This window comes from Pseudomonas sp. NY8896 (genome assembly GCF_039634505.1).
On sequence record NZ_CP132351.1, the window covers coordinates 324,549 to 337,450 of the forward strand.

Genomic DNA, 12,902 nt, shown 5'->3' on the forward strand with positions numbered 1-12,902 from the left:
GAGCTAACATGTCTTTCATCCCTTCCCCGTCGAAATCCGGCGGCCGAACCGAAGCCGACGTAACACCGCAAGCTATGGGCCTTGCGATGAACGGCTATGAGATCCGAAATGCTCTGGAGTTCCTAGCCCCGGAGCGCACCCCTGAGCAGATGAGTCATCGACTGGTGATCGAACTGCACTCCGCAGCTCAGGAGATCCGCTGTCCTGAGTCCGGCCTTTACGCGCGCCACGAGAGACTCCCAGACGACATCGCCATCTACCTGGTTGACCATGAGCCCGCCCAGGTCCTGCCCACCCAGGGTATAGCGCCGTACGACAAGGACGATCTCGATGCTGACGATCAACCCCAACATGTGCCCAGCCTCGTGCTGAACGGCTATCAGTTGCTGAACGCCATCGAGTTCCTGGCCCCGGACAACACAACTGAGCAGCTCGAGCAGACGTTGGTGATCGAACTGCATGACCAGGACGAGGACTTCCCTGTGGCAGGCTTATACGCATACCACGAGGAGTGCCCTGAGGAAGGGGCAATACTGCTGCTCGAGCACCAGGAAGGAGTGCTGGCCGGAGGTGGTCAAGAAGAGACCTACGAGACCAAGATTGCGAACACCCTCGAGCTGGTGAAACAGGCTGCAGATGCCATCCAGGTTTTCACCGGGCACGACAGCAGCGCGAATCTGCGGCACCACTATGGCGAGAAATGGTGGGAGAAGTTGGACGACTTGCGTGACAAACTGCGCGCAATCGGGAAGAGCCTCCCGCTCGCCCACTCCGACCAGTTGCTGGCGCTCGACAAGCAGTGCCGGGATGATGTCGGTCGCGCGTTGGGGCTCATCCCTTCGGAAGATCGTGGTTTTGCTTGGTCCTATCTGCTTGCCGCAATCAAAAAAAGAGTGGGCTCACACGTCCTGTCCTCGATCAAAACGGCAGTTGAGCAAGCTGGCGCGCATGAGGCAGTTCAGGATCAACGACCTTCTGATTGGTCGTGCTTCGATCCAACGTTCGTCATTGAGTATCTGCGCGAGAGCAGCACCTTCGATGCTGACCTCATCGGGAAAATGTTGGAGTACGCCACTCGCCCTGTCGAAGCCGGGCAAGCCTCCCCTAGCCCTGTGCTTGGGTGTGACTACCGAGGCAAACATTTCGGAGCGCCGTACCTGGATGCTCAATGCCAGAATGGCTACCTCTGGGACGAAGATAGCTGCGATGAGCCAGGGGGGCCGCTGCTCAACGGCGGTGATATTCCGTGCCCCAAATGCAATGCCGCGGAGTACGCGGAATATCTGCGCCTGGACGAGGACGACAATACCAGCCCGGTGCCTGTTGGCGATATCGAACTGGCACGCAAGCTGTTCGAAGAAATGGCACTCATTGCGGATGACGAGAAATGCATCCACATGCTGGCCGGCGCACTTTCCAAAGCACAGCCCCTGGCACCCCGCGACGATATTCTCTCCCGAATGAGCGAACTGGAGTCCGTCGCCAAAGAAGGCAGGCCGAAGAAGATCGTTGTCCGACTGAAGCATCCCGACAGCGAACCCAGCGGTTGCAGCAGCCTGCTCAACTACCACGAACCGACGCGCCAGCAGTTGATTACTGCCGGTATCCCGCTGAGTCGGAACACTCGGAATCCTATCGTTTGTTTCGGGATGATCGGGTGCAAGACGACGGCCGATGGTGTTATCGAATACACCTGGGGGGAATCCCAGGAGGTCCTGCTCGACAAATCCATCCCGACTGTAGACATGACACGTCCGGCCTGGCTGATTCCGGAACTCAAACCTGACGTTGTGGGTGCTCTGCTGCTGGGAGGAATCAGCGGCTCGGAGTACGGCGACAACGACATTCAGGTTGATTCCAAGGTCGTCGAGCGGCTCCAGGCCGAACGTGTAACCACCGAAGACGATGTAGTGGTCGAGCTGGTAACTGCCGACCAGTACAAGCGCGACGTCGCTGGTCTGCAAGCACGTGTGGATCTCTTCGACCGGCTGGCGGTCGCTAACAAGGCCCTTGCCGACTCGTTCCAAGCTGAACGGGACACTGCACTGGCCAGCCAGGCGGCTCAAGTCCGCGTGATCCCGGCAAACTGGAAGATCGAGCGTACCGGCGAGCGCATCATCGTCCAGCACCTGCACAACGGTGCCGGCTATGCCGCCTCCCGTGCGGGTGAATCCGGCATTGCCGAGGCGGTACTGTTCCTCCTCGCTTCCGACCTGGTTGGTGATGGCGTTGTCGCCCAGGAGGACGAGGCATGAAGCGCCGTCCAACTGGGTTCGTTGCGACCTGCCAGTGCGGCGTTGCCATTGGTGCGATGGACATCAATCGCACTGAGCGAGCGGATGCGGGCAGGCTGCTCGGCAAATGGCTGTACGACGGTTGCACCGTCGAACCGCGCTTCGCCGGCACCTGGTCCGCGGAAATCGGTCCGTGTAAGTGCCCCAAGGCACAGGGAGACCAGCATGAATAAGGTGCAACGCTACAGCGTGGATGCAAGGCATCTGCACCCACAAGGCTTCCTGACCGGCCAGGGTATGGGTGAGGTCGTCTACGTCGAAGAGTTCGACAAGGTAGCCGCCGAATCCCAGGCAAACGCCAATGCGCTCGCAGCGGCACGGAAAGAGATTGCCACTCTCCGCGCCATGCTGGGGTTGGCACCGGAGTGGATGGCCCTCACTGGCCCGGGGCAGGTCAAACAAGGGGACATGCTTCGCTTTAAGGTCGGAGACAGCGGGATCGAAGCGCCAGCGCAACTGGTACTTCACGAGGGAACCGGCCGCGAAGAAATCGTCTACAACCGTGGGAAAAACCACTATTTCATCACCGCCATGGCCGTCGATGGCACCAGCTCTCACAAGAGCGTCATGGTGAAAAGCGGCCAGGCCCGGGCGGGTAATGAACAGCTTCTGCGTCGACTTGGACAGGTCATCGCTTGGCAATGCTTCGGCGACTGCAGGATGTTCAGCGAAGAAGCGGTGCCGGCCCCTGCGGAGGTCATTGCAGAGCTGAACGCTGTGCTGAAGGGCGCGGAGTCCGTCCATGCCTGAGAAGCTGAAGCCGGTTTGTCATCGTGCGTTCTTCTTGAGCGCTCCCCAGCACTGGGGGCCATGCAGCAAGGAGCACCATGACATGGTCAAGGCCAACCCAAAGGAATGGCCTGATTATGAGGTGCAGGAGCTTTACGTCCTTCCTGCGAATCATGTGGTCCTACCGCGGGATCTGCTGGAGCGCATTGCACACGACGATGAAGGCATGTCCGATCTAGCCGACTTTGAAGAGTTGAAGCGGCTCCTTCGTCTCCAGCAACCGTAACCCCGACCTCCAAATCCACATCCTGGGCGTTATTGTCCAGCACACCCCACCAGGAGAAGCACCATGGATCTTGTTCAACTGCTTGACGCGATCCGCGCTTACTACGGCGATACCAGCCGCAGTCGCGAGGCCACCCGCGAAGGTCTTGAAGAGGCCCAGAGCGAAATCGAGACCCTGATCGACAGTTTGGCTGACTAGACAAAGCCTACCGGTGGCTTCTGGCACGCACTGATCAAATAGAAGATGGGCTGAAGTCATAACACTCCAGGAGAACCCCGACAGTGCATCAAACCCCTGAAACCGCCCCCCTCACGGCCATGACGGAGTCCCAAGTGCTGGCATGGATCGACGAGCAGACCTGGTATTCGGACCTGCACAAGCCTACCCCGTCGAACTTGCTGTATTTCGCACGCGCCAGGGGGAATGCCAACCTGACGGACATCGATGAACGCCGGTGGGTGCTATCCCATACCCCGGCCGGATATGAGTTGAAGTGCCTGGACTAACGCCTTCCCCGCCTGAGCCTGCCAGGTAAAACAGGCCCGATACCCTTGGCAGTTCGTCACGGCTCTGCCAGGGGGCATCGGAGAGAGAGTTGAATCGCGGTACCAGCTCGTTCTCCCATGCAGCCCGGAAAATTAGTTCGCCCCGCAGGGCGTAATGGAGCCCCTATGGCATTCGAGTACGTGCGCCAGCACTATCAAGTCCCAGCATGCGTTGGCCGGCGCGTTACCGCTTACGGTGAACCAGGCACGATCATGGCGGACCACGGCCATTACATCGGCGTGGTTTTGGATAGCGACCCGAAGAAGCGGATTCGGAATTACCACCCCACGGACGAGATGGTGTACGGGGAAGTTACGAGTGACCTCCCCCTCCGCCAGTTTGAAGTCCTGATCTGGGGGAGGAATTGGTGGGATTCTGCACGGCAAACCATGCAAGTTTGGGCTGCCAACCACGCCCAGGCCAAATACAAGGCGTACCAGGAACTGGATGACTGTTTCGAGGACGCAACTGCGATGTTCGGCTTCAAAGCCCGGCTGGCCTGATCATGCAAGTCAACGCGCGCGAATGCGAGGCTGCAGGGCTTGATCCGAAGGAGGTCCGCAGGATAGCTGCCGGACTGAGCCGTTATGCCCGCGAGGCTGCAGCCCTGGGTTTGGAGATCTTCGGCGGTTCAGGAACCGGTGACCTTCGTACCGAGGCAGATGCCCGACGCGCCGGACTGATTCTGGCACGCCTGGATGGATCGTTTAATGGTGGTGACGGTGCATCGGATTACGACGAAGACGGACTTCTCCGGGGCGAAAGCTGAGTACCGGGCGCCAATCAGAGGACATGTGCATGAGTGATGCAGCAAAGACCTTACTCCACCACGTGACTGGCTGGCGCTCCGGCGGTTGCGCCGATGAGCCGACCCGAGGCTACGCATTCCACGCAGCACGTGCTTGGGCACAGGCGATCATCGCCGGAGCCGAATAACGAACCGCTCTGTTCAGGAGCAACCAGAGAGACCCGATATGGAACAGCTGACTATCGATGGAAACCCGGTCGAAAAGACAATCAACCTTCGTTGTTTCCGAGTGGACGACCATGACTACTACGCCGCCGCCGACGAGGCCGAAGCCCTCCGACTGCACTCCGACCTGACGGGCATTGACTGTGAGGAAGTCGACAGTTGCACCGAGGTTGTCGGCGATCTGCTCGACAAACCATGGCAGGAAGAAGACAAACCAGGTGTCGCTGTCGGTACGCTTCGTCAATGGCTGGCCGAGGCCAAGGAACCTGGCTGGCTGGCCGGTACCGAGTAAGGAGCCGGTCATGACCACCGAAACCCATCGGGACTATCCCTCACTGGAGTGCCCACTGTGCGAGCGACTGACAAAGCCGCGGAGCCTGAACAAGGATGGCAGCGTCACCTACAGCTGCCCTCCTGACCATGTGAACCACGGCCAGCGATACACCTGGCGAATCGCAGAAGGCGGTGAACTGGTCGAGAAGCGGTAAGGAACCTATGAGCAAACTGTTCAATGCCGAAAAGGTATTGTGGCTCGCAGCCCAAGAGAAGCCCCTGCATGTATCCCCTAAGGAAGCCGCATGCTTCAGTGACCTAGACGGAATCGTCGAGGAGCGACTCGCCGCCGGCCATTTGGAAAAATGCGGCTCGGACGACTCGGGGGACTACTACCGCTGCACCAGGGCCGGCCTGATCGACCTCTACAAAATGAAGATCGCTTGGCGGAAGAAGAACGGCAAGTCGATCGAAAAGGAAATGGCCAAACTCAACGAACTGCTGGCCAGCGCCAGCTGATCTTACCTGTTCCATCGCCCGCGCCTGCCGGGTCCCCGCCGCAGGCCCGCTACCCCCTCGGGGGTATCGGAGAGTGCGATAACCAGCGTAAGCCGGCCACTCTCCAATACCCCTCACCTAAACCAGGCTGTTCAGGAGCAGATCCATGGCTGTGCCGATTAACTCTATTCAGGTTGGCCGCGTCTTCGAATTCCCTGGCGGCGCACGCCGTGTCGTGAAGCTTTCCCCACCGCTCGGTACCGGGTTCAACGTGGAGTGGGAGTACGCCGATGGTCAGAAACGCCAGGGTAAGCACGGCGGTTCCCAGTGGGTGCATTATTTCCGAAGGTCTGCGAAACGGGAACTGGTGGTAGACGGCCCCGGCGGTCAAACCCGTGCACTGCGAACTTCCGAAGTTGTTCCTGTCCTGGACGCACCGATCGACGTCTCCATCCATACGACCTGCCCTAGAAAGTGGGCCTTCGTGGACCTGGAGACGGGTGAGGTCTGGAAGCACGACGGACAGACGTTCATCCGCGCTTCCACTGATGAGGTAAAATCGGTGACCCGTGCGCTTGGAAGCTGCTGAAAGCTGCCACGTCAGTTCAAATAATTAGAGACGAATCATGCGCAGCATATTCTCAAACCCAATCTTCGAGCTTGTAGTTGCCGGCATCGTCATTGCTGCGCTTGCCTCAGGCAGCATGTACATCTGCGCCAACCTGTTCGAAGAGTTCTATCTCCTCGCCCTCAAAAAGGGAGATACGGCATTGGTTGAACGAATCCAGCTCCAGATGGTGTTCGGTGCAGTTTTCAATCTGGTCGTTGTCTATTTTCTGCACAAACTCTACTCGGCCCTATTCCTTAGTGGGGCCAGGCTCAACGGGATGTCTGTCAACAGGGAGCCGATCATCCGATCAGCTCTCAACAAGGTGATGTTTGGCTCCTGCATCTTCGGCATGGCCTCTGTTCTGTCGGTCTTTACTCTGAAGTTCTGGAGGTAATCGCCTTGCGCTGGCAGCTAATTGAAGCAGTAGTCTTGGACAAGCCAGCCGAGGGCGATCCATGCAACGGTTGCGGCCTTTGCTGTATCGCTCAGGTCTGTGACCTCGGTATCGCGCTTGGTGATGATCGGAACTGCCGTGCATTGATCCAGAATGCGGACAACACCTTTTCTTGCGGCCTGGTGCTCGACCCTTACCGCTACTTGGACGCTGATGCCGTTAAGCCCTGGCGGATCATCGATGAGATGAGCGGGAGCAATGCTGGCGAGGAGGCGCTGAAGAAAATGAACGCCGAGGGCCTCGGCGCTGGGCGAGGCTGCGATTCCGATGATGAAGAGGCAGCGCAGATCCTCGAAGAGGCACATGCAAACTGGCAGTTGAATCTGCCTCTGCATTGATGCCCTTGTGGCACCCGCCCTAACCGGTATGGTTGGAATAGGGAGGATTGGAGAGCGGCCTGACCGGAACCCAGTAGCACCGTCCGCGGACACGGCCCCAGGGATGAGGCTGGGATAGCGCAAGATGCGCCCTCGCAGCGGCGGCAGAGAGCGCTGGCAGGTGTCAGCAGGCTGCTCTCCAATCCTCCCCCTACAGCCAGCCCCATCCTGGCGACAGTTCATTTCATGCAATCAGGGCCCAATATATGGCACAAAGCCTCGACGAATTCATCGAAGAGATGAAGAAGGACCTGGAGTCCTTCGCCTCGGAATACCGCAAGTCCCACGCGGAAAACCCGGAGCACTTCCCGCTTGTTCTCGACGACAACAACGAAGGGCTATGGCTGGAGTTTCTGGTGGACCATGCCACCAGGGATCGTAGTTAGGCATATTCCGGCAGCTACTGGTGGCACTCGACAGCTCCGGTAGGATAGCCCCATCAACTCAACCATTGGATGGAATAGAAAATGATCGTGAAGGTATCCCTCACCGCCGACGAACTCGCTGACATGGACATGACTGAGCAACAGTTTCATGACCACGTAGTGGCAGCCTTGGATGACGCGCAACCCGATCTGCCCGGGTTCAATGTCGAAGTAGAAATCCAGGACTGACCTATGGCCGCCAAGCAAGAGAAGTCGATCGCTTTCGAAGCAGGCCGCCAGGCCTACCACTGCGGGGTACCGCTTGAGCAGAGCGCACTCCGCAAACTGCGCATCGGCAGTGCCCAGTACGAAGATTATGTCGACGGCTACGAATGCGCGAAGGCAGAGACATCAAAGCGCCAGCAGTAATTCGTGGCGACCGCTTAGTAAAAGGCCCCTCAAAATTGAGGGGCCTTTGCGTTATGAAGCCATGCTCCCTTTCAAATTTCGCATGCGAAACTGCCAGCAGGGCTCCGAGGCCTCAATTTCACTCCAAATATCAAGAGCAGGGATAGTGGCACTCCCTCTGGGCCGTGACTATGGCAGCATCTTCTGCCATGGAACACACCACATGAAAACGCTGGATCTTCAAGGCAATCTGCTCAACCTGTACGTGGCCCTGGCAATGGGCGGCTTCGACGAGTCCTCTGGCAGCTGGGCACCCTTCGACTATTGGGAAGGCACAATCCGATATCGGGATCAGGATTTCAGTCCCCTCACCGACATCGCCACAATTTGGCCAGAGGTACTGCGTCTCCGACTTTCGACTCACTGCGACCATGATGGGCTCTGGTCAATATCCTTACCTGGGCAGTCCCCTTCCGCGATCGGGGCTGCTGATCAACCGGCCGGTGAACCCCAAGCTTTCCGCGTCGCAGACCCTATTCACGGTTACTGCCTGGCCATCGTTTGGAATCAGTTCGGTCCCGAGGTTCCGGACGTATTTGAGTCGTCATGGGCAGGCTGTGTCCCTCTGGAGCACTACAATGTTCCGCTCGACACCTCGGTGGACTTTGACGGGGTTGTGCAGCCTCTGCAGGTTCAGAAAGCAGCGGAGATACTGCGCACATCGCCCCTTGATGCCAGCCAGGCCGGCCCGCTGATGCAAGCCGCTTTCTTCCTCGGAGTCCAAGTTGTCCAGATCAAACCCCAGGAGCCTGGGCGTCGCTGGTCGATCCAGGTGGGCAACAGGGCTGATAGTCAGATCCTGGCTTCAGCTCTCACCGCTGCTGGTATTGCTGCAGAAGCCGCCTCTCACCACGCCTTCCATGCGGTGTACTTCGAGTACGGGCAAGACTAGGACACTGGTCTCAACTGCAAAGACCTACGCCAGCAAAAAGCCCCTGCTTTGCAGGGGCTTTCTTCGCCGTTACTAGGATTCAAACCAACGGATCTGATGCCGGCGGATCAGCAAAGAGACTGGGCTGCTCTTCAACAGACATGCCTTCCGAAACTTGGAAGTGAATCCCGTCGTAGATAGCCTGAGCCTTCTTCGGACCTATCCCCTTCACCGCGCACAGCTGCTCCACCGACGCATTGATCACCGCATGTACGGAACGGAAGTGCTCGAGGAGTTTGCGCGCGGCAACTGGGCCACAACCATTCAAACCCTCCAGGGTGAATAAAGACTGGCCAACGCCGGCGGGCACCTTACCTTTGCGAGTGGCAGGCACGTAGTCGAGTCCTTCCTGCTCGTGCTTGGCTAGCCGGTAGATCATTCCGGCCGCACGCCTGGGGGCCTTGTACCAGAGCACTGTCTGTTGGAGCACGACTGCCAGGTAACTCAGTGCTCCATCCAGTGCGTCAGGATGAATCTGGGCCCTGGTGGAATAGACGTCGCCTTCAATCAGCCAGATTCGGCGCTTGAAATTCATCATCATCTTGCTGGATTGGTTGATGAATCTGCCATCGGTAACGCTCATGCAGAAGTCTATGGCGGTTTTCCGCTCCAGCACTAGATCGGCGCTCAGGACGTAGTCCCCAACCTCCAGGTTCACGATTTCAACCTCTGCGCCCATCTCGCGCAGGGCATCGGGAATACGTGAAGGGACTTCCCGGGCGTCCACAAAGATCTTGACCATTGCCTTTCCTGACCGAATTTGGGGATCGACCTCAATATAACGGGTGACTCAGCTCTGACCACGTCGAAACGCTGCCCTGGAGAGCAGGCCATTCAAGGCGATAAGCAGTTGCCTGGCAGGCTCGATATTTCTCAGGATAAGGGGTGGCGGCACACTCTCATCACTGTGAAGATCGCTTCATCAACCAAATACGCGCTTAGGAGAGCCCCATGAACACCCTGCCTTCCCCTGTCGAACAACTGGCCAATCTCGGCTACGACCTGGTCAATGGTGCCATGCGCTTTGAGGCCGCGATGTCGATGGGCACCTCGATCATTGTCCGTGACGAAAATGGCAATGACCTGCAGATCAGCAGCAACGAAGGCAAGCTGGTTGTGAGCGCTGCCGCCGGAAAACAAGGGCTGACCGTACCCGCCATGATTGTACGCCGCAACGATCGGCAACCCTGCGACAGCGAAGGTGCGATGAGCGTGCCTCCGGCTCATGTCGCCAAGAAGTCGAATGTGCCGGCGGTCATGCTGCGCCTGCTGGCGCGCAGCCAAAAGTAAACCGGTCTAGAACCGGCCTGGGCCAAGCCAGCATTCGGAGACAAAGCATGCACATCAGCATTTTCCATTCGGTAAAGGCACCCCTGGATGGCCACCGATTCGCCTATGGAACCCTGGCAGAGGACTACCAGGGCGACGACGTGATCGCCAAGGTCGTGTTCTTCAACGGTACCGCCCAGATTGCTGGCCGGTGCAACGTGAACATCAACAAGGGCCAGATGCCCAGTTCCGAGGACATCGTCAAGGCATACGTTGGCCGGCAATTCACCTTGCTGGACAACCAAGCGATCGTCGACGAGTTGCAGACAGCCTTGAAAGCTGAGTCGAAGAAGCGCGCACAGGGTGTAGCGCACATCAATCTCGCAGTTCTCGCAGGCGAGGTGCTGCACTGGCTACAGCTTGGCTGCCTCCCTGAGAGCGGCAAGTTCAGAGATTTGGCCCGCATCTGCGCGGAATATACCAGTAGTGGCTCTGAGTACCAGGAAGCCGAGCGCCTCGTTGAAATCGAAGCGTTGAAGTTTGCCCGGTCAGCTCGGTAAAGCGTAGAGGCCCTCAATGCACGTTGACGATGATCTGGCGCTTGACCGGATGGACGACAACCCTCTGGAAATCGACGCTGACGAAGAAGCACTTGATGCCCAGGATGATGAACTGGCATCCACATGGACGGACACCGAGGAGTAATTGATGGCTCGGAAGATAGAGAAAGCGCGCCGGATCGAGGTGTGTGCAGGCTCGGCAGAAATGGTTTGTGTTCCCGCCGACAATTTCGATTTCAACGTGAAGGCCTGCGCAGAAACCCTCGCGGCATTCAAGAGAATTGATCCCACCCTGGCATTCAAGGATTGGGAGGAAGGCACCACCGGATACAGCATTGAGCGGGCGCTCGCTGATGCTGCTCGACGCTGCCGTGTAGTCACGGAGCGTGAAGGAGAAACCAGCTCTCGGTGTGCTGCGCGTCTGAAAGTGTTCCGTCCTGGACAAGACGACCTGGAGTGTGTGAAAGCCTCGGACTACGACAAGGTGGTAAAGGCTTGTGCCGCGGCGGCAAAGATCCTGACTCGTCTCGACCCAGACCTGAATTTCAGGGACTGGCAGGACGGTTCTGGCCGCATCATAGAGAAGGTCCTCGCCCCTGCCGCACGTAAGTGCAAAGCAGTGGCGGACGCAGAAGCCCTCTGATCTCATTTTGGAAACTGAACTCATGGATGCGAACCTCAATCTCAAAGCGGCCCTGGCGGTCGCCCTCAAGACGGCCGAGACCCAGCGCGCCACAGTACCCGCCTTGCCTGAAGGCTGGATTCAGGCTGCAAGCCAAGCGTTCGCGGCTGATGACAGCCAGGCAATCGAAGCTGCAGCCTTGACCATGATCGATGCGCATTCTGGATACGCTGCCAGCTGGGACAAGCGCCCCTGGCTTGCTGACCTGCGCACCGCGGCGACAGAGCCGCTCGCGCGGCGGCTTGCGAAACGACTGGTTGAAGAGGAAGGCCATGAGCGCGCGCTGCATGCCTACATGCGCCGCACAGGTGCTGATGAGCCTCGAGCTCGCAGCGTACTGGCGAGCTTCTGATCCTCGCACCTGGTGGCACAGTCTGGCCGGCAGTACAAATTCGACAACACTACCGCGGCATAGCTACCTTCCAGAACAGAGGTCTAACGATGATCAACGAAACCACCTATGCAGGGATCACCGTTCCCAAAAGCCTGATGGAACAGTGCAAGGCGCTTATTGCCAACGGAAAGGCGATTGACGCTATCAAGGCTTTCCGTGCTGAGACGGGGTGCAGCCTTCAGAATGCGCGCCGCGCCCTCGAGCTTTGACCAAAGGATCAGCTGCATCATGCGTCCTCAACAGAAAACTGTCCTGGGAAGCCACCCGACCAGCCTGCCGCCACCCAGTGATGACGAACTGGCCGACATGAAGGCCAGCGGCTACTTCCTGGACACCAAGAGATTCCCTTGCGGGCGCGTCGCCGGCGTCATCAAATTCATGTTCACCTACGCCATCGTGGCCGACGTCACCGTAACGAGCTATTCAAGGCGTTGGTGCTATTCCGACCTGATGGCTACCCTCTGCGCCCTAGAGGACTGGGATGACTACGAGACCAGGCCCGAAGGTTGGCATCGAGAGACTCATTCTGGAGAGCGCCGGAGCGCTGACGGGAAGGTCGAGTTCTACTAAGAACGATGGTTGTGGCACCGTTCGACCAGCAAGATCATGGGCGCAGCGTTCCAATCCGCTGTCAAAACAAAAAATCACAAGGAGACTCACATGGAAACCAGGCTCTGGACTGTTGCCCGCTTCCCTGTTGGAAGTTGGACCACAGGTGGAAGGCCAGAGGATTCTGACTACGAATTCAGCGAGGTGTACCAGATCCCGGCGGAGAGCCGGGAGAAGGCCACCAAGAAGGCTCAGGCAGTTCGCTCCCGGCTGAAGAAGAAGGGCCTTCCCTTCCCGACCCAAAAACAACCTTACCGCGGAGATTTCAAGTAGCGGCAGACTGCAGGAAGGAGTTGAGCATGATGGAAGAGTTCAACGGTCGGCCATTGACCGACGAGCTACGCCGGTTGGCCAGGAAAAGCATCGGCGACTGTCAGACCGTCATGGTCCTGGCCGCCGACGCAATCCAGAATCGCCCGCCGGCAGACTTCAAAGGCAGACCTCTCCACCTGGCCCTCGGCAGCTTGGCCCATCGGAATATGGGGGATGCCAAGACGGCGATGTTGGTCGCGGCCGATGTACTTGAAGCCAGGCTTACCCAGCCATGACATCTTTCATTGCCGCCGGCGTACGTTAGCCACTCG

Annotated in this window: 28 protein-coding genes; 27 read left to right on the top strand and 1 reads right to left on the bottom strand. The window is 58.3% G+C overall.

What is annotated here, in order from left to right; genetic code table 11:
- The first annotated feature begins 8 nt into the window (after positions 1-8).
- The 18 genes from Q9451_RS33220 (at position 9) to Q9451_RS33305 (ending at position 8,765) form a co-directional block, all read left to right on the top strand.
- Positions 9-2,255 carry a hypothetical protein gene (locus Q9451_RS33220; protein WP_172688459.1) on the top strand — a complete coding sequence of 749 codons (2,247 nt, stop codon included), beginning with the start codon at positions 9-11 and terminating at the stop codon, positions 2,253-2,255.
- Positions 2,252-2,467: a hypothetical protein gene (locus Q9451_RS33225; RefSeq protein ID WP_010794360.1), complete on the top strand. Its 216-nt coding sequence runs from the start codon at positions 2,252-2,254 to the stop codon at positions 2,465-2,467. The genes Q9451_RS33220 and Q9451_RS33225 overlap by 4 nt, the downstream gene beginning before the upstream one ends.
- Positions 2,460-3,044, top strand: a complete 585-nt coding sequence (locus Q9451_RS33230; RefSeq protein WP_021018548.1) for a hypothetical protein — start codon at positions 2,460-2,462, stop codon at positions 3,042-3,044. Before Q9451_RS33225 ends, Q9451_RS33230 begins: the two co-directional genes overlap by 8 nt.
- On the top strand, positions 3,037-3,309 hold the full coding sequence (locus Q9451_RS33235; protein ID WP_021018547.1) for a hypothetical protein: 273 nt from the start codon (positions 3,037-3,039) through the stop codon (positions 3,307-3,309). Before Q9451_RS33230 ends, Q9451_RS33235 begins: the two co-directional genes overlap by 8 nt.
- 63 nt (positions 3,310-3,372) lie before the next feature.
- Complete coding sequence (locus tag Q9451_RS33240) at positions 3,373-3,507, top strand: hypothetical protein (RefSeq protein ID WP_010794363.1); 135 nt, start codon at positions 3,373-3,375, stop codon at positions 3,505-3,507.
- A gap of 83 nt (positions 3,508-3,590) precedes the next feature.
- On the top strand, positions 3,591-3,815 hold the full coding sequence (locus tag Q9451_RS33245; protein WP_021018546.1) for a hypothetical protein: 225 nt from the start codon (positions 3,591-3,593) through the stop codon (positions 3,813-3,815).
- A 165-nt stretch (positions 3,816-3,980) separates the two neighbouring features.
- Positions 3,981-4,358: a hypothetical protein gene (locus Q9451_RS33250; protein WP_010794365.1), complete on the top strand. Its 378-nt coding sequence runs from the start codon at positions 3,981-3,983 to the stop codon at positions 4,356-4,358.
- A gap of 2 nt (positions 4,359-4,360) precedes the next feature.
- Positions 4,361-4,624, top strand: a complete 264-nt coding sequence (locus tag Q9451_RS33255; RefSeq protein WP_060476988.1) for a hypothetical protein — start codon at positions 4,361-4,363, stop codon at positions 4,622-4,624.
- 205 nt (positions 4,625-4,829) lie between these two features.
- Complete coding sequence (locus Q9451_RS33260) at positions 4,830-5,120, top strand: hypothetical protein (protein ID WP_021018544.1); 291 nt, start codon at positions 4,830-4,832, stop codon at positions 5,118-5,120.
- 10 nt (positions 5,121-5,130) lie between these two features.
- On the top strand, positions 5,131-5,316 hold the full coding sequence (locus tag Q9451_RS33265) for a hypothetical protein (protein ID WP_021018543.1): 186 nt from the start codon (positions 5,131-5,133) through the stop codon (positions 5,314-5,316).
- A 7-nt stretch (positions 5,317-5,323) separates the two neighbouring features.
- The gene (locus Q9451_RS33270) at positions 5,324-5,620 is read left to right on the top strand and encodes a hypothetical protein (protein ID WP_010792831.1); all 297 of its coding nucleotides are present in this window, start codon (positions 5,324-5,326) and stop codon (positions 5,618-5,620) included.
- A 145-nt stretch (positions 5,621-5,765) separates the two neighbouring features.
- A complete protein-coding gene (locus Q9451_RS33275) occupies positions 5,766-6,188 on the top strand; it encodes a hypothetical protein (RefSeq protein WP_021018542.1) in 423 nt (140 codons plus the stop codon).
- 37 nt (positions 6,189-6,225) lie between these two features.
- Positions 6,226-6,603 (top strand): hypothetical protein, encoded by a 378-nt coding sequence (locus tag Q9451_RS33280; RefSeq protein ID WP_021018541.1) that lies wholly within the window; start codon positions 6,226-6,228, stop codon positions 6,601-6,603.
- A 35-nt stretch (positions 6,604-6,638) separates the two neighbouring features.
- On the top strand, positions 6,639-7,001 hold the full coding sequence (locus Q9451_RS33285) for a hypothetical protein (protein WP_225877066.1): 363 nt from the start codon (positions 6,639-6,641) through the stop codon (positions 6,999-7,001).
- 245 nt (positions 7,002-7,246) lie between these two features.
- Entirely contained in the window at positions 7,247-7,426 is a 180-nt protein-coding gene (locus Q9451_RS33290) for a hypothetical protein (protein ID WP_010794374.1), read from the top strand.
- Positions 7,427-7,507: 81 nt separating this feature from the next.
- The gene (locus Q9451_RS33295) at positions 7,508-7,654 is read left to right on the top strand and encodes a hypothetical protein (RefSeq protein WP_010792826.1); all 147 of its coding nucleotides are present in this window, start codon (positions 7,508-7,510) and stop codon (positions 7,652-7,654) included.
- A gap of 3 nt (positions 7,655-7,657) precedes the next feature.
- On the top strand, positions 7,658-7,834 hold the full coding sequence (locus tag Q9451_RS33300) for a hypothetical protein (protein WP_010794375.1): 177 nt from the start codon (positions 7,658-7,660) through the stop codon (positions 7,832-7,834).
- Between the two features lie 202 nt (positions 7,835-8,036).
- Entirely contained in the window at positions 8,037-8,765 is a 729-nt protein-coding gene (locus Q9451_RS33305; RefSeq protein ID WP_172688602.1) for a hypothetical protein, read from the top strand.
- 79 nt (positions 8,766-8,844) lie between these two features.
- On the opposite strand, the gene Q9451_RS33310 is transcribed toward Q9451_RS33305, so the two are convergent.
- A complete protein-coding gene (locus Q9451_RS33310) occupies positions 8,845-9,546 on the bottom strand; it encodes an ERCC4 domain-containing protein (RefSeq protein WP_010792823.1) in 702 nt (233 codons plus the stop codon).
- Positions 9,547-9,755: 209 nt separating this feature from the next.
- Here Q9451_RS33310 and Q9451_RS33315 point away from each other — a divergent pair, with 209 nt between their 5' ends.
- The 9 genes from Q9451_RS33315 (at position 9,756) to Q9451_RS33355 (ending at position 12,866) form a co-directional block, all read left to right on the top strand.
- Positions 9,756-10,094: a hypothetical protein gene (locus Q9451_RS33315; protein WP_065285168.1), complete on the top strand. Its 339-nt coding sequence runs from the start codon at positions 9,756-9,758 to the stop codon at positions 10,092-10,094.
- A 47-nt stretch (positions 10,095-10,141) separates the two neighbouring features.
- Positions 10,142-10,633 (top strand): hypothetical protein, encoded by a 492-nt coding sequence (locus Q9451_RS33320; protein WP_172688603.1) that lies wholly within the window; start codon positions 10,142-10,144, stop codon positions 10,631-10,633.
- A 16-nt stretch (positions 10,634-10,649) separates the two neighbouring features.
- Positions 10,650-10,778, top strand: coding sequence for a hypothetical protein (locus Q9451_RS33325; protein WP_255752582.1), 129 nt, complete (start codon positions 10,650-10,652; stop codon positions 10,776-10,778).
- 3 nt (positions 10,779-10,781) lie between these two features.
- On the top strand, positions 10,782-11,276 hold the full coding sequence (locus tag Q9451_RS33330; RefSeq protein ID WP_172688604.1) for a hypothetical protein: 495 nt from the start codon (positions 10,782-10,784) through the stop codon (positions 11,274-11,276).
- A 22-nt stretch (positions 11,277-11,298) separates the two neighbouring features.
- Positions 11,299-11,667, top strand: a complete 369-nt coding sequence (locus Q9451_RS33335) for a hypothetical protein (RefSeq protein ID WP_065285165.1) — start codon at positions 11,299-11,301, stop codon at positions 11,665-11,667.
- 89 nt (positions 11,668-11,756) lie between these two features.
- Complete coding sequence (locus Q9451_RS33340; RefSeq protein WP_166729443.1) at positions 11,757-11,918, top strand: hypothetical protein; 162 nt, start codon at positions 11,757-11,759, stop codon at positions 11,916-11,918.
- 19 nt (positions 11,919-11,937) lie between these two features.
- Positions 11,938-12,279 (top strand): hypothetical protein, encoded by a 342-nt coding sequence (locus Q9451_RS33345; RefSeq protein WP_010792816.1) that lies wholly within the window; start codon positions 11,938-11,940, stop codon positions 12,277-12,279.
- 90 nt (positions 12,280-12,369) lie between these two features.
- Positions 12,370-12,591, top strand: a complete 222-nt coding sequence (locus Q9451_RS33350; protein ID WP_172688460.1) for a hypothetical protein — start codon at positions 12,370-12,372, stop codon at positions 12,589-12,591.
- Positions 12,592-12,617: 26 nt separating this feature from the next.
- Positions 12,618-12,866, top strand: coding sequence for a hypothetical protein (locus Q9451_RS33355; RefSeq protein WP_172688605.1), 249 nt, complete (start codon positions 12,618-12,620; stop codon positions 12,864-12,866).
- Positions 12,867-12,902 lie beyond the last annotated feature (36 nt).